Below are 24,092 nucleotides of genomic sequence, written 5' to 3'. Positions count from 1 at the left end.
GGATTTCGTAGGTCTTGGCAAGAAGAGGTAATGGCCATTAATTATGTTTCTGGAAAGCCCTCTTCCTGGGTCGTTCTAAGCGATGGCGGACGGCCAACAGAAGATATCTATTTTCTGGCGTCTGCGGCTCCTGCGCTTCAGCGTCTAGGCGCAAAGGTGGCGCGCGTTACTGCTTCACGCTCATTAGGTGCTGCCTGGATGCATGGCCAGGCTTTTTTGCGTCAATACACGGGCAGCAATTTATTGCTTTGCCGTTCATTACCGCTTGGGTGGTTGCGCTGGTTAGAGCGTCATCGCAGTGCCTTTGGTTACATCGTTTATTTGGTTGATGACGATATTGCTGCTGCTGCCAACGACCCAACGCTACCTGCCGCATACTGCCAGCGTATGCGGCGGATTGCTCATCTTCAGCCCCGCTTGCTGTTGCTAAGCGATGAAGTGGTCGTTTGTAGCGAAAAGCTTGCTCAGCGCTTTTATGCGCAGCATGGAAATGTTTCGGTATTAACGCCGCCACTGATTGCGCCATTACCAACCCGTGAGCATTTTACATTATCGCCTTCAGCGCAGGCACCGTGGAAGATTGGTTTTCACGGTACGCGGGCTCATCTTACTGATCTGCTACATATAACGCCGGCATTATGGGCAATTCAGCAGGGCAGGTTAGACACGCAACTTGAACTAATGCTGGGTAAACATACGCCTAGCCAATTGGCCGGATTGCCGCGCGTTCAAACGCCCGATCCGTTGCCTTGGCAGGCATTTCGTCACTACCAGGCGAACTGTCGGTTACATATTGGTGTGGCGCCGCTGTTGGAAACCCCGTTTAACCAGGGCAAATCCTTTATCAAGTTTTTAGATATTGCCGCGATGGGAGGGGTGGGTATTTACTCAAACCGCTACCCCTATACGGAGATCGTTCGCCACGGTGAAAATGGCTTGTTGGTAGAGGATTCTCCTGCCGCGTGGCAGGCTGCTTTACAGCAGTTAGTAAATAATCCCCAAACAGCCGCTGACATGGCCCAACAGGCGGCGATCGATGCTCAACGTATTGGCGACCTGCAACAGGCCGTTATGTTTTGGCAGACTCGGCAAGACAATAATTAAGTTTAAAAAGGGAGCTATTCGTATGGAAGCTATTTTTAACGCGTTTTACGAACAAGTACCGAATGCCAATGTGGCCAAAGAGGGGGTGGCCTTTGGCACGTCTGGCCACCGAGGCCGCGCGACTGAGCGTACTTTTAACGCAGCCCATATTATGGCGATTACCCAGGCCGTGGTGGATTATCGTATGGAGGTCGGCTACCAAGGGCCGCTATTTCTAGGATTCGATACTCACGCGCTTTCCCGGCCTGCCTGGGAGTGCGCGCTGCGTGTATTGGCCGCCAATAACGTACCGGTGCTAATCGAAAAAGATCACGGCTATACCGCGACGCCGTTGGTTAGCCACGCCATTTTGCAACACAATGCATCCAACACGGCGTTAGCCGACGGTTTGATTATTACGCCGTCACATAACCCGCCTGAAGATGGCGGTATTAAATACAACCCTTCCCACGGCGGCCCTGCCGATACAGAAGTGACATCATGGATAGAGCTACGCGCCAACGCGTATCTGCTGCGTGAGCTGGGCGATGTGCCGCTTGCCTCTGTGGGCGAGGCGCTTGCTCATGCACAAGAGTACGATTTTACCGCTCACTATGTGGCTGACCTTAATAGCGTAGTGGATATGCAGGCTATCCAGCGGGCGGGGTTAACCTTGGGCGCTGACCCCATGGGTGGGACCGCGTTGCCGGTATGGCAGGCGATTGCAAAGTACTATGAGCTGGCGCTAGACGTGGTCAACATGGAGGTCGATGAGTCCTTTGCGTTTATGCCGCCCGACCACGACGGCAAAACCCGCATGGATTGTTCAAGCACGGCGGCGATGGCGAATCTGTTAACGATGAAAGACCGCTTCGATATCGCCTTCGGCAACGACCCGGATGCCGACCGTCACGGCATTGTGGATGCTAATGGCTTGATGAACCCTAACCACTTTCTAGCCGTATGTATCGACTACCTGATGGGGCATCGGCCTGAGTGGGCGACGTCGCTAAAAATTGGTAAAACGCTGGTGTCGTCTTCCATGATCGATAGGGTGGTAGCGTCTCATAATCGCGAGCTTTATGAAGTACCGGTTGGGTTTAAGTGGTTTGTCGATGGACTACATGAAGGCTGGTTGGCCTTTGGTGGCGAGGAGAGTGCTGGCGCTAGCCTGTTAACGCGCGATGGAAAGGCATGGTCGACCGACAAGGATGGCATTGCGCTATGCTTGCTGGCGGCAGAGATTCTGGCAGTTACCGGGAAAACACCGAGTGCGTATTATCGCGAGTTGACTCAGCGCTTTGGTGAGCCTTGCTATAAGCGGGTCGATACCGCTTGCACGCCTGAAGAAAAAGCGGCTTTCAAAAAGCTGAACAGTGAGAGTGTGACTGCACAAACACTGGCAGGAGAGGCGATTACCGCTGTCCTGGTGACAGCGCCCGGTAATGGGGCGAGTATTGGAGGTATTAAGGTGACCACCGAAAACGGCTGGTTCGCTGCACGTCCCAGCGGCACGGAATCGCTCTACAAGGTATATGCTGAAAGCTTCAAAGGCCCTGAGCACTTGGATGAGTTAATTGAAAGCGCTAGGGCGTTGCTTTCGGATATGTTATAGCGCGTTACCCGCTAGTAGGTGGCGCCCGTTACGAAATGAAACAAGGAAATAAGTAATGACCCAAGTGCGTAAAGCGATTATTCCCGTCGCCGGTTTTGGTACGCGGTTGTTGCCCATTAGCAAGGCAATTCCCAAGGAAATGGTGCCTGTTGTGGATCGCCCCTTAATTCAGCACGTCATAGAGGAAGCATTGGCAGCTGGCATTAATGAAATTATCCTGGTGACACGTTCAGGTAAATCGGCGATTGAAGATCACTTTGATGCCCATGTTGAGCTTGAGGATGCACTGGCTAGCAAAGGAAAAGATGCATTGCTGGCAACGCTTGAAGCCATTGCCCCGCCAGAGCTTAAAATTACCAGCGTGCGTCAGGCAAACGCCAAGGGCTTGGGGCATGCGGTTTTTTGTGCTGCGCATTTACTGGGTAACGATGAGCCGTTTGCGGTTATTCTGCCGGATGTGTTGGTAAAGCCTCAGCCAAGCAGTAATACCTGTGATCTGGGCCGTATGGTGGAGCTTTGGGACGCCAGCAACGCCGGGCAAATTATGGTGGAAGCCGTGCCCCAGGAAGACGTTTATCGTTATGGTATTGTTGACTGTGATGAGCCCAGCGCCGGTGAAAGCGCGGATATGCGCGGCGTGGTCGAGAAACCCAAGCCCGAAGACGCGCCTTCACGGTTGTCGGTCATTGGCCGGTACATTTTGCCGTATCGGATTATGGAGCTTTTGCGTGACCAACCGCCTGGCGCTGGTAATGAAATTCAGTTGACTGACGCCATTGACCGCTTAATGCAGGAAGGCCAGCAGGTTCAGGCGTTCCGCATGCAAGGGCGCACCTTTGATTGCGGCCATATTGAAGGCTGGCTGCAAGCGAATAACACGCTTGCCCGTGAAGCGGGCTATAACCTGTAAGTTAGCACGCATATATGTTTGCATCGTAAGCCGCCACGTTTGGCGGCTTTTACGTTTTAGGCTGCGGGTTAAAACAATGTAGCAGACAAGGGGGCAGTATGAATGATTTGTTAACAGAGGTATGTGCGATTGCTCGTGAGGCGGGCGATGCTATTTTACGTGTTTACGCTCAACCGTTCGACGTAGCGATTAAATCGGATAACAGCCCCGTCACCGCCGCCGATAACGCGGCAAACCAGGTTATTTTAGATAAGTTGAAAGCGCTTCCAGAGGGGATCCCTGTTCTTTCAGAAGAAGGGGGCGAGGCGTTCACCGGGCCGGATGCCAGCGGGCGCTATTGGCTGGTGGACCCGTTGGATGGCACGAAAGAGTTTGTAAAGCGTAATGATGAGTTCACGGTGAATATCGCTCTCATCGAGAACGGCAAGCCTGTATTGGGCGTTGTGCTGGCACCGGTATTCAACGTGGCGTATATCGCAGCCAGCGGCGTGGGGGCGTTTAAGATTGATAAGCATGGGCAGCGAGTCGCTATTCATGTTTCCGGTAGGCCAAAAGAAGGTACCCCGTGGCGCGTAATGGGGAGCCGTTCCCATGCCAGCCCCTATTTGGAAGATTGGTTAAAGCAGCTAGGCCCCCACGAGACAAGGCCCATGGGCAGCTCGTTGAAATTTGGCATCATCGCCGAAGGCAGTGCCGATGTATACCCACGCCTCGGCCCCACCAGCCTATGGGACACCGCCGCCGCTCAAGCGGTCGTTGAACAAGCGGGTGGGCGAGTAGTGACCCTGGACGGCACCCCGCTTTGTTATGCCAACCCCAACGAAACCCTCAACCCGGATTTTGTTGTTTGGGGGCATTAGCGAGAAAAACGCCACCATCACGTAAATGATGCAGAGGTAGTGCGGCTCCAGACCAAGGAGGCACACCCGGGCGGCTGACGCCGCCTTTCGCGGGTGCCGCAGGCTCGTTCCTCGCCTGCGTTACCACGCGCTACGATTCTGCGCATGCTTCAACCGTAGTGCGGTGTAAGCGAAGCGCACCCGCAAAGCAGCGCACCGCGCTGCCGGGGTTAGGTGCGGTTATCCGGGCGGCTGGCGCCGCCTTTCGCGGGTGCCGCAGGCTCGTTCCTCGCCTGCGTTACCGCGCGCTACGATTCTGCGCATGCTTAACCGTAGTGCGGTGTAAGCGAAGCGCACCCGCAGCGGCGGCCCGGCGCAAAGCAGCGCATCGCGCTGCCGGGGTTGGATGCGGCTCCTCGCCTGGGCGGCATATCCAAAACGGCTAGCACCACCCTTTACTATAGATGCTGCTCACAGGCTGTTATTCCCAGTCCATTGTGGAAACGTCGGGAATGCGTTCTGAACCCCAATCACTTTCGTACCATCCTTTTTTTACGTATTGATGGAAGCTTGACCACTCCCAATCGCGAGGTGCTCTGCTCCAGCCGTGTTTCACCGGGTTGTAGTGAATGTAATCGATATGCCGCTGCCAGTCGTTTTCGTCCCGAATAACGTGCTCCCAAAAACCTCGTTGCCAAGCGTTTGGGTTTCCAGAGGGAAGGAGGAAGTCTTTCGATGCATACTTTTTGATATCTCTCCAACGAGAAGAGTAATCAGAATCATCTTCCGGGAGGGTCCAAAGGCAGTGGAGGTGATCGGGGAGGAGTACAAAAGCCTCCATCACAAAAGGTTGCTCCTCGCGTACTCGACGAAAAGCTCTCCCAAGCGCATTGATATTGAGTTGATCGGCGAGCAGCGGCTGGCGTGAATGAGTCACGACCGTAAAGAAATAGCTGCCTCCGGGCACGTAGGCTCGCCGATAGATTGCCATTACTGCCTTCCTTTAAAATATTATAAATATTACGAGGTAAGGTTAATGGCTTATGAGGTGTATGTCATCTTGAGGGCACTTTGCTCGCGGGTGCGCTAACGCTTACGCCACATTACAAGGTGTGAATGTAGTGCGCGGCAGGGCTTTGGACGCGCCCGCGATGGTGCCAAAAGGCGGTAAGAGCGTTTAACGATGGTGCTGCTTTTCGCGTTCGGGCTGCCACAAGATGGCGTCGATACGTAGGCGGACTTCGGAGTTATTGGGTAAAGGCCAATCAATAATATCGCCTACTTTAAGGCCGATAAGGCCCGCGCCAATGGGTGCCATTACCGAAATGCCGTCCTCAACCGTGCTGAGTGCATGGGGGTAAACCAGTGTACGCACCATTTGGCGCCCGCGGGTTAAGTCAGTGAAACGGATTTGGCTGTTCATGCTGGCCACGTTGTCGGGGATTTCCTGAGGATCAATCACTTCCCCGCGGGATAGCTCTTCCTCAAGCAGCGTGGCCACGGCAAGCTCTTTATCCGTAGCGTTATCAATCAAGCGCTGCAAGCGCTCTGCATCAAGACGGTTAATAATAATGGGAGGACGTTGTCCCATGGTCACTCTCCTTGGAAAGCAATGAAATCAATCGGATACTTTTATTTTACAGTAAATAAACGATTTTATAGCTGTCAATAAAAACAGTCCTCCCCGAAAAGGGAGGACTGTTCACCATGACCAGTGTAAGCGATCTAGCAGAGGAAGGCGATTACATTACTCCTTGCTCAATCATGGCATCCGCCACCTTTCTGAACCCGGCAATATTAGCGCCTAGTACCAGGTTGGTGGGGTCGCCAAACTCTTCCGCTGTGGTGGCGCACTGCTGGTAAATATTGGCCATTATCTCTTTGAGTTTTTGGTCAACTTTTTCCATGGGCCACTGCTCCATGCTGCTGTTCTGTGCCATCTCCAGCTGGCTTGTCGCTACGCCGCCGGCATTAGCGGCTTTACCTGGGCCATAGGCAATTTTAGCGGCCAGGAAGCAGTCAACAGCCTCGGTGGTTGAAGGCATGTTGGCGCCTTCGCTCACGCAGGTAATCTGATTGGCGAGAAGCGTTTTGGCATCAAGCTCGGTTAGCTCGTTTTGGGTGGCGCAGGGGAAAGCGGCGTCTGCCTGAATGTGCCAAACTGCATGCCCACCTTGTGGATAATCCCGTGCGCTAATGTAGTGCGCGTCAGGGTGCTCGCTTAGGTACTCTTCAAGCGATACCCGTTTAACTTCTTTAAGCTGCTTAAGAAGCCCGAGGTCGATACCCTTTGGATCGTGGACTGTGCCGCGTGAGTCGCTACAGGTGATGGGGGTGGCGCCCAGCTCATACAGTTTTTCGATGGTGTAAATGGACACGTTCCCCGCGCCAGATACCAGGCAGGTTTTGCCTTCCAGGGTCTCGCCGCGTGCCGCCAGCATGTTTTGCGCGAAGTAAACAGCGCCGTATCCGGTGGCTTCTTTACGGCCAAGCGAGCCGCCCCAATTAAGGCCTTTGCCGGTTAATACGCCTTCATAGCGACCTGTCAGGCGTTTGTACTGCCCATACATATAGCCGATTTCACGCGCGCCAACCCCAATGTCGCCAGCCGGTACATCGCGGGTAGGGCCGATGTGGCGGTAAAGCTCTGACATGAAGGCTTGGCAAAAACGCATTATTTCGTTGTCTGACTTACCCTTGGGGTCGAAGTCAGAGCCACCTTTGCCGCCGCCGATAGGCAGTCCGGTTAAGGCGTTTTTGAAAATTTGCTCAAATCCTAAAAACTTGATGGTGCCTGCCGTAACGCTTGGGTGAAAGCGTAAGCCGCCTTTGTAGGGCCCAAGGGCTGAGTTGAACTGAATACGATAGCCTTTGTTGACCTGTACGCGGCCAGCATCATCTAACCAGCAAACGCGGAACATGATTTGGCGCTCTGGTTCGACCATACGTTCAATAATGCTGTGCTGTAGGTAGTGCGGCTGACGCTCAAACAGAGGACGCAAGCACTCTAATACTTCTTCTGCCGCTTGATAAAATTCAACCTGAGCGGGACTGCTAAGCTTTAAACGGGACAGCGTATCGTGAACGTAGGGCATGAAAAAATACCATGTGTAATTACTAAAGACGTTGTTAGCTGGTCAGCTATTTGAGGGACATTAAACGAGGAATGCGCTTTCTTGCATACCCTATGTCGTTTCGGAATGAGTAAAAAAATAGTGGAATTTAGACCAAAGTCGCAGTGTTTTGCTTAAAAAAGCAGAATATTAACAAAGTCAGTTAAACGATGTTTAAACGTAATGCGGTGCGTAGCGTCAGTATTCATTGCCATGCTGGTGAGGCTCAATCGTAGTGCGGTGTAAGCGAAGCGCACCCGCAGCGGCGGCCCGGCGCAAAAGCAGCGCATCGCGCTGCCGGGGTGAGGGTTGGGCGCGGTTCCAGGCTTGAGCGGCACACCCGGGCGGCTGGCGCCGCCTTTCGCGGGTGCCGCAGGCTCGTTCCTCGCCTGCGTTACCGCGCGCTACGATTCTGCGCATATCGATGCAGAGTGCTGCAACCGTAGTGCGGTGTAAGCGAAGCGCACCCGCAAAAGCAGCGCCCTGCGCTGCCGGGGTTAGGGTTGGGTGCGGCTCTGGGCCAAGGCGGCACACTAGGGCGGCTGGCGCCGCCTTTCGCGGGTGCCGCAGGCTCGTTCCTCGCCTGCGTTACCGCGCGCTACAATTCTGCGTATGTCGATGCAGAGTGCTGTAACCGTAGTGCGGTGTAAGCGAAGCGCACCCGCAGCGGCGGCCCGGCGCAAAGCAGCGCACCGCGCTGCCGGGGTTGCGTGCGGTTCCAGGCCTAGGTGGCACATTCGGGCGGCTGGCGCCGCCTTTCGCGGGTGCCGCAGGCTCGTTCCTCGCCTGCGTTACCGCGCGCTACAATTGCCATGCTGTTGTGGCGTGATTCAACCATCGGGCGCGGCATTTATTATCGTGGTGGTGATTCACGGTGTGGCTCAATCGTAGTGCGCGGTAAGCGAAGCGCACCCGCAAAAGCAGCGCCCCGCGCTGCCGGGGTTAGGGTTGGGTGCGGCTCCAGGCCGGGGCGGCACACCCGGGCAGCTGGCGCCGCCTTTCGCGGGTGCCGCAGGCTCGTTCCTCGCCTGCGTTACCGCGCGCTACAATTGCCATGTTGGTGTGGCGAGGCTTAACCATCGGGCGCGGTAATGGCGTTTACCGGCGCTATATGGGCAGGGCGGCGCCGTCTGTGCGGGGTTCGGTGCCGCCCTGGAATGTGCCGGTGGCGGCGTTGCGTAGGATGATTTGCCCGCGGCCAAAGGTCAGCGCATCGTTCGTCCTGACGATGTGATGCCCGCGCCGTTCTAATGCTTGGGCGAGGTGGTCGGGAAAGCCGGGTTCCACCGCAACGGTTTTGCCTGCTACCCATTTCCAGCGCGGTAGGTCCAGTGCCGCCTGTGGGTTGAGCCTGTCTTCCAGTAGGCTGGTAACTACCTGTACGTGGCCTTGAGGCTGCATGTAACCGCCCATCACGCCGAAGGGGCCGACCGCTTGATTATCCTTGGTGATAAAGCCGGGGATAATGGTGTGGTAGGTGCGCTTGCCGGGGCGCAACACGTTAGCGTCTTCTTCGTTAAGCGAGAATGACCAGCCTCGGTTTTGCAGGCTGATACCGGTGCCTGGCACGACAATACCTGAACCGAAGCCTTCAAAGTTGCTTTGGATAAACGAGACCATATTGCCTTCGTCATCTGCTGTTGCGAGGTACACCGTGCCGCCCAGAAGTGGATTGCCGTGTACAGGGTCAATGGCTTCGTTTCCGATCAGCTTACTGCGCTGTGCCAAGTAGGCCGGTGAGAGCATCTGTTCGACGCTTGGTGCCATGTCTTCTCGCTCGGTGATATAACGCAGCCCATCCACATAGCCCAGCTTGGTCGCTTCGATGCGGCGATGCAGCGACTCAACCGCATCGCGTGGCTCATCGCCCAGTGCTTCCAGCATGCCGAGTGCCTGTAGCGCGATTAAACCGCTGCCGTTGGGCGGAGTTTCCCAGATATCATGACCGCGATAGCGAGTGCTAATAGGGTCAACCCATTCCGGCGTGAAGGCAGCAAGATCTTCCTTGCGTAGAAAGCCCCCATGCTGGCGCGAAAAAGCATCCATGGCATCGGCTAGCACGCCTTCGTAGAACGCATTGGCGCCGCTTTCAGCTATCGCGCGTAGCGTGTTGGTCATGTCGGGTGAATGCCAAATGTCGCCCGCTTTTGGGGCATGGCCGTGTGGTGTAAAATGCTCAAACCAGGGGGCAAACTCAGGGCGGTTGTACTGCTTGTAACGGGTGAAGGCTTTGTGCCATAGCTGACTCACCACGGGAGAAACCGCAAAGCCCTCTTCGGCCAGGGTAATCGCCGGGGCCAGCAGTGTCGCAAGGGGAAGCGTGCCAAAGCGCTCAGAAAGCGTGGCCCAGGCAGCGGGGGCGCCGGGTACGGTCACTGGGGTTAGTCCGTGGGCGGGCATTGCATCCAGGCCAAGCTCTCGTACGGCGTCAATACTAATCCCCATTGGGGCTCTGCCGCTGGCATTAAGGCCGTGTAATGTATCCTTCACCCATACTAGGGCAAATGCATCGCTGCCAATACCGTTGGAGGTGGGTTCAACCACGGTAAGTGCGGCGGCTGTTGCAATCGCCGCGTCAATCGCGTTGCCGCCATTACGCAGAATATCGGCACCCACTTGGGCGGCAAGCGTTTGGGAGGTGGCGACCATGCCGCGCTTACCCAACGTCACCATGCGTCGGGAGGCGGCCGGGTAGTAATGAGGGTCGAGGTTCATTGAATTATCCTTGTACGATATGCCAAGCAGGCCACTGTAGGGCTCAACATTAGCAGGATAATCTTATGAACGTCTTCTGATAGCCTTGATTACGTATTAGGCTTTGTACGAAAACTGCTTGCGCTCGACCATACGGCGTTAAAAATCAGCTCAAAATACTCAGTAAGTATCCCCCGGCAAAGCCGGGGGCTTTATATTGTTAGCCCCTCAAAGGGGCAAGAATCTGAGCCGCCTGAAGGCGGCTGCCTCACATTCCAAATTTGAGCTGATCATAATGCTCATCCACCTTTTCCTGATTCCGGATATAGGCCCTTACCATTCCTTCATCAAGCCCTACTGTCGAGACGAAATAACCTCTCGCCCAGAAGCTTTCACCAGAGAAATTTCGCGATCTGCCCATGAAATTTCTGGCTATAGATATCGCACTCTTCCCTTTGATGTAGCCAACCACATGTGACACCGAGTGCTTCGGAGGGATGCTGATACACATGTGAACGTGATCACGCATCAGGTGCCCCTCTACAATCTGGCACTCCTTCTGTCTTGCCAGCTCATGGAACACCTCACCAAGGTGTTTTCGGATACCACCAAAGATCGCCTTCTTTCGCTTTTTGGGGATGAACACGACATGATACCTGCAGTTCCATGTTGTGTGAGCAAGACTCTGGTACTCTCTCATTGGGAACTTCCTATCTCTTGGCTGAGATTGGAGGTTCCCTTTGACCGCATCACACGGTCAAACCTCGGGTAGTCCCCCGGCAAAGCCGGGGGATTACCTTATTTATTTACCCATGTAAACTCCGTTTTTTCGCTGATTTTTGCCTTGTCTGGTCTTCGCTCAGCGACTTTTCGTACAATCCCTAGGCGAAGCAGGCCGCAGCGAACCGTTGGGGGGCTCACCTTTCAGGGCTTACGCAACAGTTCAATCGGCACGTTAAGGTGTTGCGGGCGCTGGAGTACATTCAGCAACACAATGGCGCGCTCTTCGCCCTTGCAGCGCTCGAATATAGCATCGAGGTCTTTAAAGGGGCCGTCAGTAATGGTGACTTTTTCGCCCGCGCAGAAATAGGTATGACTCCCTTCTAAGCGGTGAGGTTGGGCGCGAAGCGTCTCCACCAGTGTATTGGGCACGCTAATGGGCGTATTGCCAAACGTCAGCAGGCGTAATACACCACGGGTAGAGCGAATGGGGCGCCAATTGCTGACAACCAAGTCTAAACGAATAAACAGGTAATAGGGAAACAGCGGTTCGCTCACCGTGGCAAGCTTGCCCTGGCGCTTGCGTTGTACATTCAGTACTGGATGAAACACCTCATAACCCTGGTGAGCGAGGTGTTCGGCCGCACGGAATGATTCGCTGCCTTTGCACTGAATAACGTACCAGTTGGGCAGGGCGCGCTCTTCAATGCTGGTCTCGGAAGTGGTTAGCTCTAGGTCAGTGGGTTCCATGCCGTTAGCTCTGTGCCTGGGCGAGCAGTGTAGCTAGCGCTTCTAGGGTTTGGTCGATATGTGCCTGAGTATGATCATAGGCAAGGAAAAAGCGTAGCCGGGCGCTCTTTTCCGGTACGGCTGGGTAAAGAATCGGCTGAACATTGATGTGGTACTGTTCAAGCAGCGTGTGAGAGAGGTGTGCTGCCAGCGGTGAACTGCCCACAATGATGGGAACAACGGCGGCGCCGATGCTGTGCCCGGTATCCATGCCGTGCTTTTTGGCTTGCTGCAGGAAGTAGCGCGAGATCGAGTGAAGCTTTTCCACCCGTTCAGGCTCTTGCTGCATAAGCGCTAGCACTTTGAGAGAGGGGGCGGCGACCTGGGCGGGCATCCCCACACTGTACAAGAAACCGGGCGCAAAGTAGCGCAGCGTTTCAACCAGCGCTTTAGTGCCCGCAATGTACCCGCCGCAGCCGGAGAGCGTTTTGCTCATCGTGCCCATCCAGATATCCACATCACGTGGGTCGATGGCAAAGTACTCATGAAGCCCTAAGCCGTTATTACCCATAACGCCGAAGGAGTGTGCTTCATCAACCATTAGCCATACCTGGTGCCGCTTTTTGAGCTCGATAAAGCGGGGCAGATCAGGAATGTCGCCATCCATGCTGTAAAGCCCTTCGATGACGACAATCACCCGTTCAAATTGATGCCGATGACGGCTAAGCAAGGCGTCGAGGGCATCGGGGTCGTTATGCGAAAACGATATGCGTTTGGCGCCGGAAAGCTGCGCGCCAACCAGTGAGCTGTTGTGAATATACTCGTCATGTAGCACGAGGTCTTTAGGCCCAAGCAGATAGCCAAGCGTTGATACGTTAGTGGCATGCCCGCTTACAAACGCGACCGCATCATCGACCTGATACACCTTGGCAATGGCGTGTTCCAGCTCCCGATGAATAGGGCGCTCACCAGAAACGACTCGGCTGGCCGATACGGAGCTGCCGTAACGCGTCACCGCCTCGCAAGCGGCTTGGTTAACGCGCGGGTCACCCGAGTAGCCAAGGTAATTGTAGCTGGCGAAGTTAATGCACGGTTGCCCCTGAATAACGCTGGTTGCTCCGGCAATGCCTTCATGCACCTTAAAGAAGGGGTCTTTTAACCCCAACTGTTCAGCACCCTGGCGCAGCATGGCAAGCTGCTGGTAGCCTGGGTGGGCATCAAACCGCGTAAAGCGCTCGGGCACCGGATTGCTTGAGTCGTTGCCCTGTGAAGGGGCGGCAGCGTTGGACGTTGCGCGTGGCGTCGTACGTTTACGTGCTTGTTCCAACAGCTGCCGTTTTAAATCAGAGCGCTTAGCGGTCATGGTGTCTCGGTTGTCGATGATGTTGATGCTGGCTCGGTGAGCCCGCCTGCCCCGTGGCGAGCGGCCAGAGAGGCTAACGCATCTTGCGGTGCTTCTTCAACATCGTCGTCATGCTGATGGAGCTTTTGAATCAGCACACCCGCCAGCTTGTTAAGCGTTGAGGCTTCGCTAAGTATCATTACCGGCACCTGAACACCCAAGCGGTTCTCGATTGCTGTCATCAGCTCGACCCCCATCAGCGAGTCAAAACCCATGTCGTAGACCGAGCGATTAACGTCAATCTTTTCCTCTTCAATTAACAGGATGCTGGCAAGCTCTGCTCGAAGCAGCTCTGTGACCGTACTATGCAGCTCTTCCGGGGAAAGGTCGGCAAGCAGAGCGCTGATATCGTCATCGGTATCGTTGCTGCTGTCGTCATCGCTGGCACGGGCAATCTCGTTAAAGCGTGGCGCATTGGCGGTCGGCAAGAAGCGGGCGAGCGCTCCCCATTCAAGCTCCAGCACGCCAAGGCTGGGGCCGGGTGATACCAGCATCTGCTCAAGCACGTTAAGCGCATCATCTGAACGAAGGGCTGAACCGCCTAAACGCTCTTGCAGCGCGTCACGCGTGCGAGAGTTGCGCGCCAGGAAGCCGACATCTTCAATAGCACCCCAGCGTACACACGTGGCGGGAAGACCGGCGGCACGGCGATTAGCGGCAAACGCTTCGAGCCAATGGTTGGCGGCCACGTAATTGGCCTGACCTGGGTTGCCAAATAGCGTGGTCGCTGACGAGTAGAGGATGAAGAAGTCCAATTGCTCATTACGCGTTAGCGCATCCAGGTGGCGAGCACCCTCTATTTTGGGCGCTAGCACCTTTTGAATGCGCTCGGCGTCCAGGTTACGGATCAAGCTGTCATCTATCACCGTGGCGGCATGCACGATACCGCGCAGCGGGCCCAGCTCATCCTTGGCGCGAGCTAACACGCTGGCCAGTGCGTCGTGGTTGGTAATGTCGCAGGCTGCGGCCATTACCTGTACGCCCTGAGCATTAAAATCCGCAAGCGCAGCTTGTGCTTCTTCGCTGGCCGGGCCGCTGCGGCTAAGCAGAATCAGTTGGCGAGCGCCTTTGCTTACCAGCCATTGGGCGGTTTTAAGGCCGAACCCGCCCAAGCCGCCGGTCACCAGGTAGCTGCCATCGTTTGATAGGCTCAGCGTTTCACGGCCTAGCGCTTCGTTCCTGGGCGGCGCAATAGGCTGCTCATAGGTAACGACGACTTTGCCGATCTGGCGCGCTTGCTGCATATAGCGGAAAGCATCAATTACCTGGCTATGGCTGAACGCGGTAAACGGTAGCGGGCTGAGGGTGCCGTCGTTAAACAGCGCCATCATTTCCCCGAACAACCGCTGGGTCAGCGCGGGCTGCACTTTCATTAGCTGATCGGAGTCGATACCGAAATAGCTTAAGTTATTGCGGAAAGGACGCAGGCCAATGTGGGTATTCTCGTAGAAATCGCGTTTACCCAGCTCCAGGAATCGACCAAAGGGGCGCAGGGCGCGCAGGTTTTGGTTGATAGCTTCCCCAGCAAGTGAGTTCAGTACGATATCGACACCTTCGCCCTGCGTATCTTCAAGAATTTCTTCAGCAAAGGTGAGCGAGCGGGAATCATAAAGATGCTCCACGCCCATTAGCCGTAAAAAGTCGCGTTTCTCTTCCGAACCCACTGTGGCGTAAATTTCCGCGCCAAGCCATTGGGCAATTTGCAGCGCGGCAATACCGACACCACCGGCTGCACCATGAATCAAGACTTTTTCGCCTGGCTCCAGGCGTGCCAAGTGTTTAAGCGCGTAGTACACGGTAAAAAACGTGGTCGGGATGGTGGCAGCGGCGGCGTAACTCACGCCTTCTGGAAGAGGCGCTATCGCGTGCTGACTAGCAATCAGCCGGTCACTAAAACTGGCTGGCCCAAAGCCGACGATGGCTTGCCCTGGGGCTACGTGAGTAACGTTGTCGCCCACGGCAATAACTTCACCAGAGAACTCAAGACCCAAGGTTGGCCCCGCAAAGCCGTTCTCGATCGCTTCGTCAGAAAGCAGGCCGAGCGTGTACATCACGTCACGGAAGTTAAGCCCGGTAGCTTTTACCTTGACCTCAACCTCATCGGCCTTAAGCGCAGGTAACGCTCGTGGGCGCCACTGTAACTGGCGCAACTGCCCGGGTAGAGCAAAGCCGAGGGTCATTGCTTGATGGGCAGGCGTACTAACGGTTCGTTGAGGTGCTGGTGCAGGCAAGGTGCGCAAGCGGGTGGCAAAGCGTTCACCGCCTGCATGGATGACGACTTCGTTTTCGCTGTCCGCGATAGTCAGCGATGCAGCCCATGTACTTAACGCTGCATCACTAACCTCATGGGGGATATCCAGCAGGCTGGCCGTATGCCCCACGGCTTCATTGGCAAGCGAGCGACCAAAGCCCCAAAGTGCCGCATCATCGGGTACGTTGTCGTGTGCTTGCTGTGTTTGCTGAGTGTGCCAAAGCAGGCTAACACCTTGAGTGGTAAGCCATAGTGTTGCCGAGCTGAGTTTGGCCGCTTCCAGCGCCAGGCTCCACTGCTGGGCACGATAGCAACGCAAGGTTTGCACGCTGGTGTCGCTACCGCCCAGGTCGCGCAGGTCAATCACATTCAACGTTTGAGCAGCATCGCCCCATTCGCCGAGTGTATGTTGCAATAGCGTATCGGGTGCGTCGTTGCTTTGCTCAACCCGGACCTTGGCCTGGTGTGCGGTAAGTGCTTTAGCCAAGCGCGCCGCAAGCGCCTCGTTGGTCGGGTCGGTGATGATTAACTGGCAAGGCGTGTCGGCAAGGCTTTCATCCGCCTGAGGAGTGACGGATGCCAGTGGCAACTGGGCATGCAGCAGGTAAGCGCCCGCCGAGCTCTCTTCAAGCTCAATAGGGGCTGAAACCATAAAGCCTTGGGCACTTAGCCAATCGCTTAGTGTGCTGTGTTCCAGTGCCGTCTGGTCGATGCCTGGCGTTGCCAGCACGTCGTCTAGCCACTGGCTGGGGGATATACCCATTACCATAAGGTGGGCGCCAGGAGCCAGCTGGGCAGGCAAGGCTTCAATCAGCTGGCGCGTGCGAGCAGGTTGAGTGGCATCGGTACTGATGAAGGCGAGCTGGGCTTTTTCTGCGTTTGCTAACGTGTGTGGCGCATCATCCAGCGACTGCACATCAATAAGCGGGTAGCGCTCTTGCAGCTGTTCTGCCTGGTGGCGTGCGCTGTCATGCGTGGTAATCACTCGGTAGTGGTGATTACCTGCCTGGCCTGCATTGGCTAGCTGTTCCAGCAGACGCTGGCCCAGCGCAGGCGCGCAGGGGCCCGCTTCAAGCAGTTGCAGGCGCTTGCCTTGGCCCAATAGGGAAAGTGACGCTTCGATCAGGCTGCCAAGCTCAGTGGCAAGCGCTTGCCAACCGCATTCACCGATCAGTACACGGTTTAGCCTCGCCATTAGCTCAGTGGTAATGCCCAGTGTCTCAAGCGATGTCGTGCCGCTGAGTAGTGCATCACGGTGCAAGCCCAAGCGGCCCACCAGGTGAATCGGTGCAAAATAGTCGGGGTAATCCTGCACCAGTAGTTGCCAGATAGCTTCGGGCGCCAGTGCTTCCTCGTCACCTTCAATGGCATAGCCATGCTGGGTAAATGCTTCGCTTAGGCTATCGAGTAACGGAGCGACTTCCTGGGCGTAGCGTTGACCGGTATATGACGCGTAGTGGCCGCTTAGTTGCGCCAAGCGGTTTAGGGCATCGGCCGCCAGGGGCAGTGGCTTGGCGTCAAGCGGCGCTGGCGTAAGCTCGATATCCAGATAGCTAAACGATTGATGATGCGCGCGGTTCAAACGAATCGCCTTGAAGCGTGTTTGGCTCAGCACGGCCACGGCGTTTCCATTCGCATCGTACAGTTCAAAATCTGCGGTAAACGAGTGGGGCGCGCGTTTGCCCATCACGGCGCGAGCCAGTACCGGCACACCCGCTTCGAGGTTGACCTGTATACGACCAACCCGAACAGGCACAAACGCAAGCTGTGCGGCAAATTCGCTGTGCTGCGCTAGCAAGGGGATAAACATCTGGAAGGCGCTATCCAGAATGCCGGGATGAAGGTGAAGCGTCGCTAGCTGTGCCTGCACGTTACTGGATAAATCGATGGCGCCGATGACGGCGTTATCTTCGATCCATCCGTGGCTAATTGCCTGGAAGGCAGGGCCATAGTGCAGGCCGATGCGCTCGGCCATTTGCAGGTGTTCCGTTAGCGTGTAGTCCGGTGCGCGCGAAGGCAGTTTAGGTGCCCGACGGTTGAGCAGAAAGCCACGGCTTTCGTGCATATTGCGCGCTACCGCGTTTAACTGCCATTCGTGACCATTGGCTGGTTCGCGGGAGTGAATGGCGATGCGGCCGTCTTCCGAATTGAGCGCTAAGCGCAGAGCACGACCGTTAGGCCCATCCAGCAAAAGGGGCGCACGAATTTCCAGCTCTTCGATATCCAAAAGCGGGGTATCTTTTTGCTGTAGTGCGGCGGCCAGGGTTAGCTCAACAAATCCGGCACCGGGGAACACCGCGCCTTCACCCACCACGTGATCGGCAAGCCAAGGCTGACGTTTAATGTCCAGCTGGCTTTCCCAGGTGTGCTCTTGCTGCGCCAGCGGGTAGCCCAGTAGAGGATGCTGGTAATAGCGTGACAGTAGTCCTTGGCTGTCTTGTGTGCTGCTGACCCAGTGCCGCGTGCGTTGCCATGGGTAGCGGGGCAGTAAGGTACGTTGGCCTTCCACGGGGAACACATGACGCATATCAAATGAGAGCCCGCTCAACAGTAACTGGCCAACGCTTTGTTGCAGTTGTTCAAGACCAGGCTTGTGCCGCTCAATAGTGCCAATTGCCAGCCCTTTACGCTCTTGCTGGCGCAGTGTTTCATTGAGGTAGCGGCGCAAAATGGGATGCGCGCCAACTTCTACAAATACGTTATAACCTTGTTGTATCAGCGCGGTGGCTGCGTTATCAAACAGGACCGGTTCGCGGATGTTTTTCCACCAATACGTGGCGTCAAGCTCAGTGCCCAGGCTAAGTTCACCGGTAACCGTTGAGTAGTAGGGCAGCTGTGTTTTACAAGGGGTAATGTCGGCCAGGGCATCAATAACCCCCTGCTGGATGCTATCCATGGCGGGGCTATGGAAGGCGTAGTCCAACGGTAGGCGCTTAGCGAAAGTGCCTTGTTCACTTAACGCGGCTTCAAGCTCGGCCAGTTGATCGCGGTTACCTGCCAGCGTGATGCCTTTAGGGCTGTTAATACCCGCGAGGCAAACCTGGTCAAATTCTGGCTTGGCAAGCCATGGCGCTATGTCTTCGGCGCTCATGGCGACGGCGCTCATTTCGCCCTTGCCGCGGGTTTTGCCTTGATAAAAGCTGCGGAAATAAATGACCTTGACGGCGTCTTCAAGACTGAGTGCGCCTGCAGCCCAGGCTGCAGCGACTTCCCCGACACTATGCCCAAACACAGCGGTAGGTATAATGCCCTGCGCTTTTAGCCATTCTGTTAGCGCGACCTGTAGAGCAAACAGGGCTGGCTGAGCGATTTCGGTAAGCTCGAAGCGGTTCTCTCCGTTCTGTCCCTCAAGTTCAGCACGTAGCGAGAAATCGCCGTGCTGCTGAAATAGGCTGTCCACGCGGTCAATAGCATCGGCAAAAACGGGGGCTGTATTGAGCAATTCACGGCCCATGGTTTCCCACTGGCAGCCATTGCCGTCATAAACAAATACCGGGCCACGCGCATTGGGCAGTCGTTCCAGCGTGATCACATGCGGGGTGTCTTCGCCCTTGGCAAATTGGCTCAGCGCCGCTGCGGCTTCTTCTGGCGTTTGCGCAAAGCAAAATGCGCCAAAGGTGTGCTGTTCACGGTAGTTAAACAGTGTATGGGCAACATTGTAGAAAGCGCTGCTGCCTTCTATGAGATGCTCTGCTAATAAGTGAGCGCTATCCGTAAGTGCGTCCTGGCTTTTAGCACTTAGTCGGATGGGCAGTGCATGAGCGGATGTGTGGCCAGGTGCTGTCGGCTTTTCGGGTGCGCTTTCTAAAATAACGTGGGCATTGGCGCCACCAAAGCCAAACGAGTTAATCCCGATGACCAAGCGGCCCTCTTTTTTAAGAGGCTGCGCTTTGGTAACGACATGCAGGTTCCATTCATCAAATTTGATGCGTGAATTAAGCTTGCGAATGCCGATGGTAGCAGGCACTTCACGGTGTTGCAGACTATAAAGCGCTTTGGCAAGCCCCGCGACCCCTGACGCCGTTTCCAAGTGGCCGACGTTACTTTTTATAGAGCCAATCGGCAGGGGGGCCTGGCGATACTTGCCCAAGGCTTCACCAATGGCGCGGGTTTCTATTGGGTCGCCAACGGCGGTGCCCGTGCCGTGGGCTTCCAGATAGTCGATCTCGTCGGGGCTGATGCCCGCCTGTTCGTAGGCACGGCGCATTAGGTCAATCTGTGCGCTGGGGTTGGGTACCGTAATGCCTGATTTATGGCCATCGGTATTCACCGCCGAGCCAGCGACCACCGCGAGAATATTGTCGCCGTCAGCGATCGCCTGGTCGTAATCCTTGAGCAGGAAAAGCCCCGCGCCTTCAGAGCGCACGTAGCCATCGCCTGAATCATCAAACACCTGGCAGCGGCCCGTTGGCGAGAGCATGCTCGCCTTGGAGAATATAATGAACCCATAAGGGTGTAGGTGAAGGCTGATACCCCCCGCCAGCGCCATGGTCGTTTCGCCGCTGCGAATGGATTGGCAGGCTTGGTGGAACGCCACCATGGATGACGAACAGGCGGTATCCAGCGACATGCTTGGGCCATGCAGGTCAAACACGTAAGAGAGACGGTTGGAGGCAATACTTGACGTGTTACCCGTCGCGGTTGACGCATCAATGGCCGCCATGTCATCCGCCATGCGATACGAGTAGTCAAGGCTGGCGACCCCCAGGAACACGCCGCACTGGCTGCCGCGTAAGCTGCTGGGGACGATGCCGGCGCTTTCGATGGTTTCCCAAGCGAGCTCTAGCAGCATGCGCTGCTGTGGGTCCATATTGGCCGCTTCGCGGGGCGAAATACCAAAAAACTCGGCATCAAATCCGCTGATGTCACCAAGGCTTCCTGCCGCAAAGGTAACGCTGGTGCCTGGGTGGCGCTTGTCGGGGTGCAAAAAAGCCTCATGGCTCCAGCGGTCAGAGGCCACTTGGGTTACCAGATCTTTTTCGGCTTGCAGGTCCTGCCAGAACGTTTCAGGGGTGGTGCCGGGGAAACGATGGGCGGCGCCGATAATGGCAACGCGTCTAGTCATTCTTGCTCCTGAGGTTCTGGTTCTGCCTTGATCACATCGCTACTTATATCGTGTCCAAACGCTTGTTTAAATAGCTGGACGCCAAGTTCACTGGCGGTTAACGCGCACGTGTCATGCTGTTCGGGCATAAAGTCGTTCGACCACTCTTTAGTCTGCGTCGACCATATCATGTACGGCGTCGTGCCAGCCGGTAACGAGAAGTGCTCATACGCTTCGGGCAATATAGGTACATGATCACCATACCAGCCCAGCAATCCTGGCCGCTTATGTTCATCCAGCGTGCTTTTAACGCTAGCCAACATTTTGTCGGCCTCGCCTAAATGGCGCAAGTACACGGCTAAATCGTGTAAATGTGCAGGTAGCGGCCAAGGCGCTGTGGGCAGTGCAGCTGCGAGGCTTTCCTGGTGAGGTGCTTCCAGGTGCAACGGCCCATGGTTTTCCATGGTAATCACAAATATAAAAAGAGGCCCATTATCGCTATCTTCAAGCAGGCGTCCAACCTTTCGTGCAACGGCCAGGTCGCCGATGTACTGGCCTTGCTTGTCGCTACTCTCAAAACCGGTGAGATCGATAAACTGGTCGAACCCTAACGGGGGAATCACTTTATGGCGCATATAAAAGCTGGCAGGGTAGGGGTGAACGCATACCGTACGGTACCCCGCTGCCTTAAATGCACTGGCCAGGCTTGGCAGTGGATGGCGCGACAGCGTGCGATAGGGGTTAAATTGGCGCGGGCCCCACGCGGCCGGTGAAAGTCCGGTAAGTACAGCACATTCGGTACGCACGGTATTAGCACCCCATGCGGGCACCTTCAGCTCGCCATGCAGCTGCGCTTGTAAGCGCGTAGCATCAAAATTCTTTAATAAGCTGTCGCTAATGTCAGGGTGCCAGGGGCGTGGGTCGAAAAAGGATTCGCTTTGCACCAGTACGACATTAGGACGTACGTTCGATGTTGCGGTGAGGCGACTGGCTTCAATCTTTTGGGTTAACAGATAAAACGGGGATTGTTCAGGCGCGGGAGGAGATGAGCGCATAAGGGCGATGCCATAGGCCCATAGGCTTGCAAATAATCCCAAACGATTTATGTCATCTACCGGGTTCAATGTGGTGGGAGCGAGTGCCCGCCAGCCCAAGGCGATAAGCGGCGCACCTATTGCGACGAGTAAGCCGCAGAGCGTGATAAAGCGTTGCCCGCCCCACTGAGATACGAGCGAAGGTTCCCAGTACAGAAACGCTCCGATGGCTGCGGCTCCCGCGCCAATGGCGGCTATGGCAAGGCCGGTCCCAAAAAAGGGCACATAAAGGCGAGGGTGAAGAATGGCATCCCAAAAGTACTCAAAATCGTGGCAGATGAACGGCTCACAGAGTGTGCGAGATTTTGTATTGCTGGATTGAACGAGCACCAACTGAAGCGCCAGAATAAACACCACCGTAAACCAGGGCCGCTGAAGCACCAGAATAAACGCGCCAAACAGCAATAGCCAGCTGCCTAAATGGACGCAGTTGGCCGCCAGACCACGCCGCCAAAGCGGCTGAGGGCGAGGGTTAAGGAGGGCTTCGAAGATGATCGTCCCCATCCCTCCAACCAGCAATGGCCAAAAAAGCGCAAAGGGCAGCGAGGTCGTCATATCAATCGCTCCCCGAATGGTCAGTATGGTTAAAGCCCAGGCGTTTGATGAGCCATTGTGAAATAGCGGCCGGAAGTACGGCTAGCCACCAGGAGCCAAAATTGAGTGGGAACGGAAAGCTGATACGAGCCCGGTTCGCTTCAATGCCCCGCTTCATCACCTTGGCAGCTCGTTCTGGCGGCCATTCAAAAGGCTTGGGACCTGGCATGGCATTGCACATGGGCGAGGTTACATAGCCCGGCATTACGACCGTTACCCCCACACCATAAGGGGCCAGCAGCCCGCGTAAGCCTTCCCCATAAGCCTTAATCCCTGCTTTGCTGGCGCTGTAAGTAGGAGTGGTAGGCAGGCCGTGCCAAGCGGCGAGCGAGCTAATCAACACTAACTGCCCGCTGCCTCGTTTTTGCATGGCGGGCACCAAATGCTGGGCCATGGCGATGGGTGTTTTCAGATTGATATCCAGAAGCGCTTGAACATCCTCCCAGGGCTCTAATGCCCCGTTTGTTTGAGGATGGGTGTTCTTGCCAGCGGTGGCGATCACAATATCGGGCAGGTGATCTTTACGCAGTGTATGAAGCCACTGCTTGAGTGCTTCTTCATCGACCAGGTCAACCGAGCTGGTTGTCACCTGAGCGCCCAGCGCCTGGCAAGCATCCGCCAGGCGGGATAGTGCGTCTTGTTGCCTGCCATGCAACACCAGGTGAGTGCGCGGGGCGGCATAGGCGCGTGCCAAGGCACCACCTATAGCACCGGTTGCGCCTGTAATCAGCACGCAGCGCTCAGCTGTGGTGAGGTTTGGAGCGGCACTCAAAGTAGTTTCTCCAGCGGCGATGGGCAGGCTTCCAGTATGCGCGCTGCATTGTTAACGGCCAGGTCAATGCTAGGCTGGCAGTAAAAACCGCCGTTTACTTGAACGCTATGCATCACCGTATTACGGAAGTAAGTGAAAAACGTTTGGCTTGGCGGCGGCGGCCGATTCCAAAACTCGTCGAGGCTGCCTTCATAGGTAAGCCCGGCGAGATTGTAAATGGGGTCGCTTAGCGCAAACGTAGGGCACTGTTTTTCCAAAGAAACAAAGCCGACGGTACTGTTAACCGTCACGGTGCCCACTGCATGTTTAATCAGCAAGTCCAGGTTGCCGGACTCCAAATAGACGATACGACCTTGCAAGCCGTAAAACTGGGCAAGCTGTTCAATCACCCTGGCGTAATTGACCAGCCCCATATCCAGTGGGTGATTCTTGATGCAAAGCAGGGCATCGCTTGGTGCATGTTCGGCAAACGAGCCCATCACATGGTCCATCACTTCTTGCATATTGGCATAGGGTGAGTGATCACGAATTTGGGCATCGGTATTGAGCTGAAGCGGTAACATAAAGTAGGGCTTGGCGCTTTCAATCAAGGTTTTTATGCGTTGGGCATCCTGCTTTTTCCACTTCCTTAGTAGCGTAAAGCGTTTGATATAGCCTGCATATTCAACCGGCGCAGTAATCGGTGCATGGTTTCGGTAGTGTGGTGCCACCAAGGGGTTGGCTAACCCCGCCAAGTGATAACTGACATCGTGCATGGCGCGGATCTTGAAGGATGACCTAAAACGCACCGGTGGGGGGAGTTGGGGTAGCGCCTTACCCGTTTCATAAAACCAGGTGGGGTCGCGGGGTAAGAGCGAATGACCATTTACGCCGTCGCGCTCAAGCGTTACCCAAAATGGGCGAAAGTAGCCCTCTTCAAACACGTGGGTGCGTACCCCTGCCGCAGGGGCATTCTCTATCGCGGGCCGATGGATAGGGCGGCGGTCACCGAACATGACTTGGTCGGTAATCGCATGGCGCTGCCAGAGCGATGCTATGTAGTCAGGCAGTTCACTTAATGATTCACGAAACAGGTAGCTTTCACTGTGGGTACGTTGCCAGTAAGCAATATCGCCAGCGTTGAAGTTAACCTTTACGACGCGGTGCCCGTCCTCTGTCAAGCGACGTGCTAAACGTTGATAAAAGGGCGAGCAGACCCCTTGTAAGAATAAGAATGCGCGCTTTGACTTCAA

General features: G+C 55.6%; 16 protein-coding genes. 4 read left to right on the top strand and 12 right to left on the bottom strand.

The annotated features are described in order from the left end of the window. The first annotated feature begins 30 nt into the window (after nucleotides 1-30). From ACT3RQ_RS01615 to cysQ, 4 genes are all read left to right on the top strand, one after another. Nucleotides 31-1,104, top strand: a complete 1,074-nt coding sequence (locus tag ACT3RQ_RS01615) for a glycosyltransferase family 1 protein (RefSeq protein ID WP_444679829.1) — start codon at nucleotides 31-33, stop codon at nucleotides 1,102-1,104. A 22-nt stretch (nucleotides 1,105-1,126) separates the two neighbouring features. Continuing rightward, nucleotides 1,127-2,698 carry a phosphoglucomutase (alpha-D-glucose-1,6-bisphosphate-dependent) gene (gene pgm, locus ACT3RQ_RS01610; RefSeq protein ID WP_444679828.1) on the top strand — a complete coding sequence of 524 codons (1,572 nt, stop codon included), beginning with the start codon at nucleotides 1,127-1,129 and terminating at the stop codon, nucleotides 2,696-2,698. Nucleotides 2,699-2,753: 55 nt separating this feature from the next. After that, nucleotides 2,754-3,608, top strand: a complete 855-nt coding sequence (locus ACT3RQ_RS01605) for a UTP--glucose-1-phosphate uridylyltransferase (RefSeq protein ID WP_444679827.1) — start codon at nucleotides 2,754-2,756, stop codon at nucleotides 3,606-3,608. Between the two features lie 98 nt (nucleotides 3,609-3,706). Then, nucleotides 3,707-4,468, top strand: coding sequence for a 3'(2'),5'-bisphosphate nucleotidase CysQ (gene cysQ, locus ACT3RQ_RS01600; protein WP_444679826.1), 762 nt, complete (start codon nucleotides 3,707-3,709; stop codon nucleotides 4,466-4,468). Between the two features lie 460 nt (nucleotides 4,469-4,928). On the opposite strand, the gene ACT3RQ_RS01595 is transcribed toward cysQ, so the two are convergent. The 12 genes from ACT3RQ_RS01595 to ACT3RQ_RS01540 all read right to left on the bottom strand — a co-directional run bounded on the left by ACT3RQ_RS01595 (nucleotide 4,929) and on the right by ACT3RQ_RS01540 (nucleotide 24,092). Beyond that, the gene (locus ACT3RQ_RS01595; protein ID WP_444638711.1) at nucleotides 4,929-5,438 is read right to left on the bottom strand and encodes an REP-associated tyrosine transposase; all 510 of its coding nucleotides are present in this window, start codon (nucleotides 5,436-5,438) and stop codon (nucleotides 4,929-4,931) included. Nucleotides 5,439-5,624: 186 nt separating this feature from the next. Further along, complete coding sequence (gene rnk / locus ACT3RQ_RS01590; RefSeq protein ID WP_444679825.1) at nucleotides 5,625-6,038, bottom strand: nucleoside diphosphate kinase regulator; 414 nt, start codon at nucleotides 6,036-6,038, stop codon at nucleotides 5,625-5,627. 151 nt (nucleotides 6,039-6,189) lie between these two features. Beyond that, on the bottom strand, nucleotides 6,190-7,542 hold the full coding sequence (gene gdhA / locus ACT3RQ_RS01585; protein ID WP_444621966.1) for an NADP-specific glutamate dehydrogenase: 1,353 nt from the start codon (nucleotides 7,540-7,542) through the stop codon (nucleotides 6,190-6,192). Between the two features lie 216 nt (nucleotides 7,543-7,758). Beyond that, nucleotides 7,759-8,094, bottom strand: a complete 336-nt coding sequence (locus ACT3RQ_RS01580) for a hypothetical protein (protein WP_444679824.1) — start codon at nucleotides 8,092-8,094, stop codon at nucleotides 7,759-7,761. A gap of 573 nt (nucleotides 8,095-8,667) precedes the next feature. After that, on the bottom strand, nucleotides 8,668-10,275 hold the full coding sequence (locus tag ACT3RQ_RS01575; protein WP_444638715.1) for a gamma-glutamyltransferase family protein: 1,608 nt from the start codon (nucleotides 10,273-10,275) through the stop codon (nucleotides 8,668-8,670). A gap of 247 nt (nucleotides 10,276-10,522) precedes the next feature. After that, nucleotides 10,523-10,954 (bottom strand): IS200/IS605 family transposase, encoded by a 432-nt coding sequence (gene tnpA / locus ACT3RQ_RS01570; RefSeq protein WP_087721126.1) that lies wholly within the window; start codon nucleotides 10,952-10,954, stop codon nucleotides 10,523-10,525. A gap of 224 nt (nucleotides 10,955-11,178) precedes the next feature. Then, entirely contained in the window at nucleotides 11,179-11,724 is a 546-nt protein-coding gene (gene rfaH, locus ACT3RQ_RS01565; RefSeq protein WP_444638717.1) for a transcription/translation regulatory transformer protein RfaH, read from the bottom strand. Nucleotides 11,725-11,728: 4 nt separating this feature from the next. After that, nucleotides 11,729-13,066, bottom strand: coding sequence for an aminotransferase class I/II-fold pyridoxal phosphate-dependent enzyme (locus ACT3RQ_RS01560; RefSeq protein WP_444679823.1), 1,338 nt, complete (start codon nucleotides 13,064-13,066; stop codon nucleotides 11,729-11,731). Then, a complete protein-coding gene (locus ACT3RQ_RS01555; RefSeq protein WP_444679822.1) occupies nucleotides 13,063-20,421 on the bottom strand; it encodes an SDR family NAD(P)-dependent oxidoreductase in 7,359 nt (2,452 codons plus the stop codon). The genes ACT3RQ_RS01560 and ACT3RQ_RS01555 overlap by 4 nt, the downstream gene beginning before the upstream one ends. After that, entirely contained in the window at nucleotides 20,418-22,049 is a 1,632-nt protein-coding gene (locus ACT3RQ_RS01550; protein ID WP_444679821.1) for an LTA synthase family protein, read from the bottom strand. The genes ACT3RQ_RS01555 and ACT3RQ_RS01550 overlap by 4 nt, the downstream gene beginning before the upstream one ends. Before the next feature lies 1 nt (nucleotide 22,050). After that, nucleotides 22,051-22,860: an SDR family NAD(P)-dependent oxidoreductase gene (locus tag ACT3RQ_RS01545; RefSeq protein WP_444679820.1), complete on the bottom strand. Its 810-nt coding sequence runs from the start codon at nucleotides 22,858-22,860 to the stop codon at nucleotides 22,051-22,053. Continuing rightward, complete coding sequence (locus ACT3RQ_RS01540; RefSeq protein ID WP_444679819.1) at nucleotides 22,857-24,092, bottom strand: capsule biosynthesis protein; 1,236 nt, start codon at nucleotides 24,090-24,092, stop codon at nucleotides 22,857-22,859. The genes ACT3RQ_RS01545 and ACT3RQ_RS01540 overlap by 4 nt, the downstream gene beginning before the upstream one ends.

Source organism: Halomonas sp. AOP43-D1-4, assembly GCF_052446175.1.
GTDB classification, from domain to species: Bacteria; Pseudomonadota; Gammaproteobacteria; order Pseudomonadales; family Halomonadaceae; genus Vreelandella; species Vreelandella citrativorans.
The sequence above is the reverse complement of the archived record's forward strand: the minus strand, read 5'-3'. Positions and strand labels throughout refer to the sequence as shown.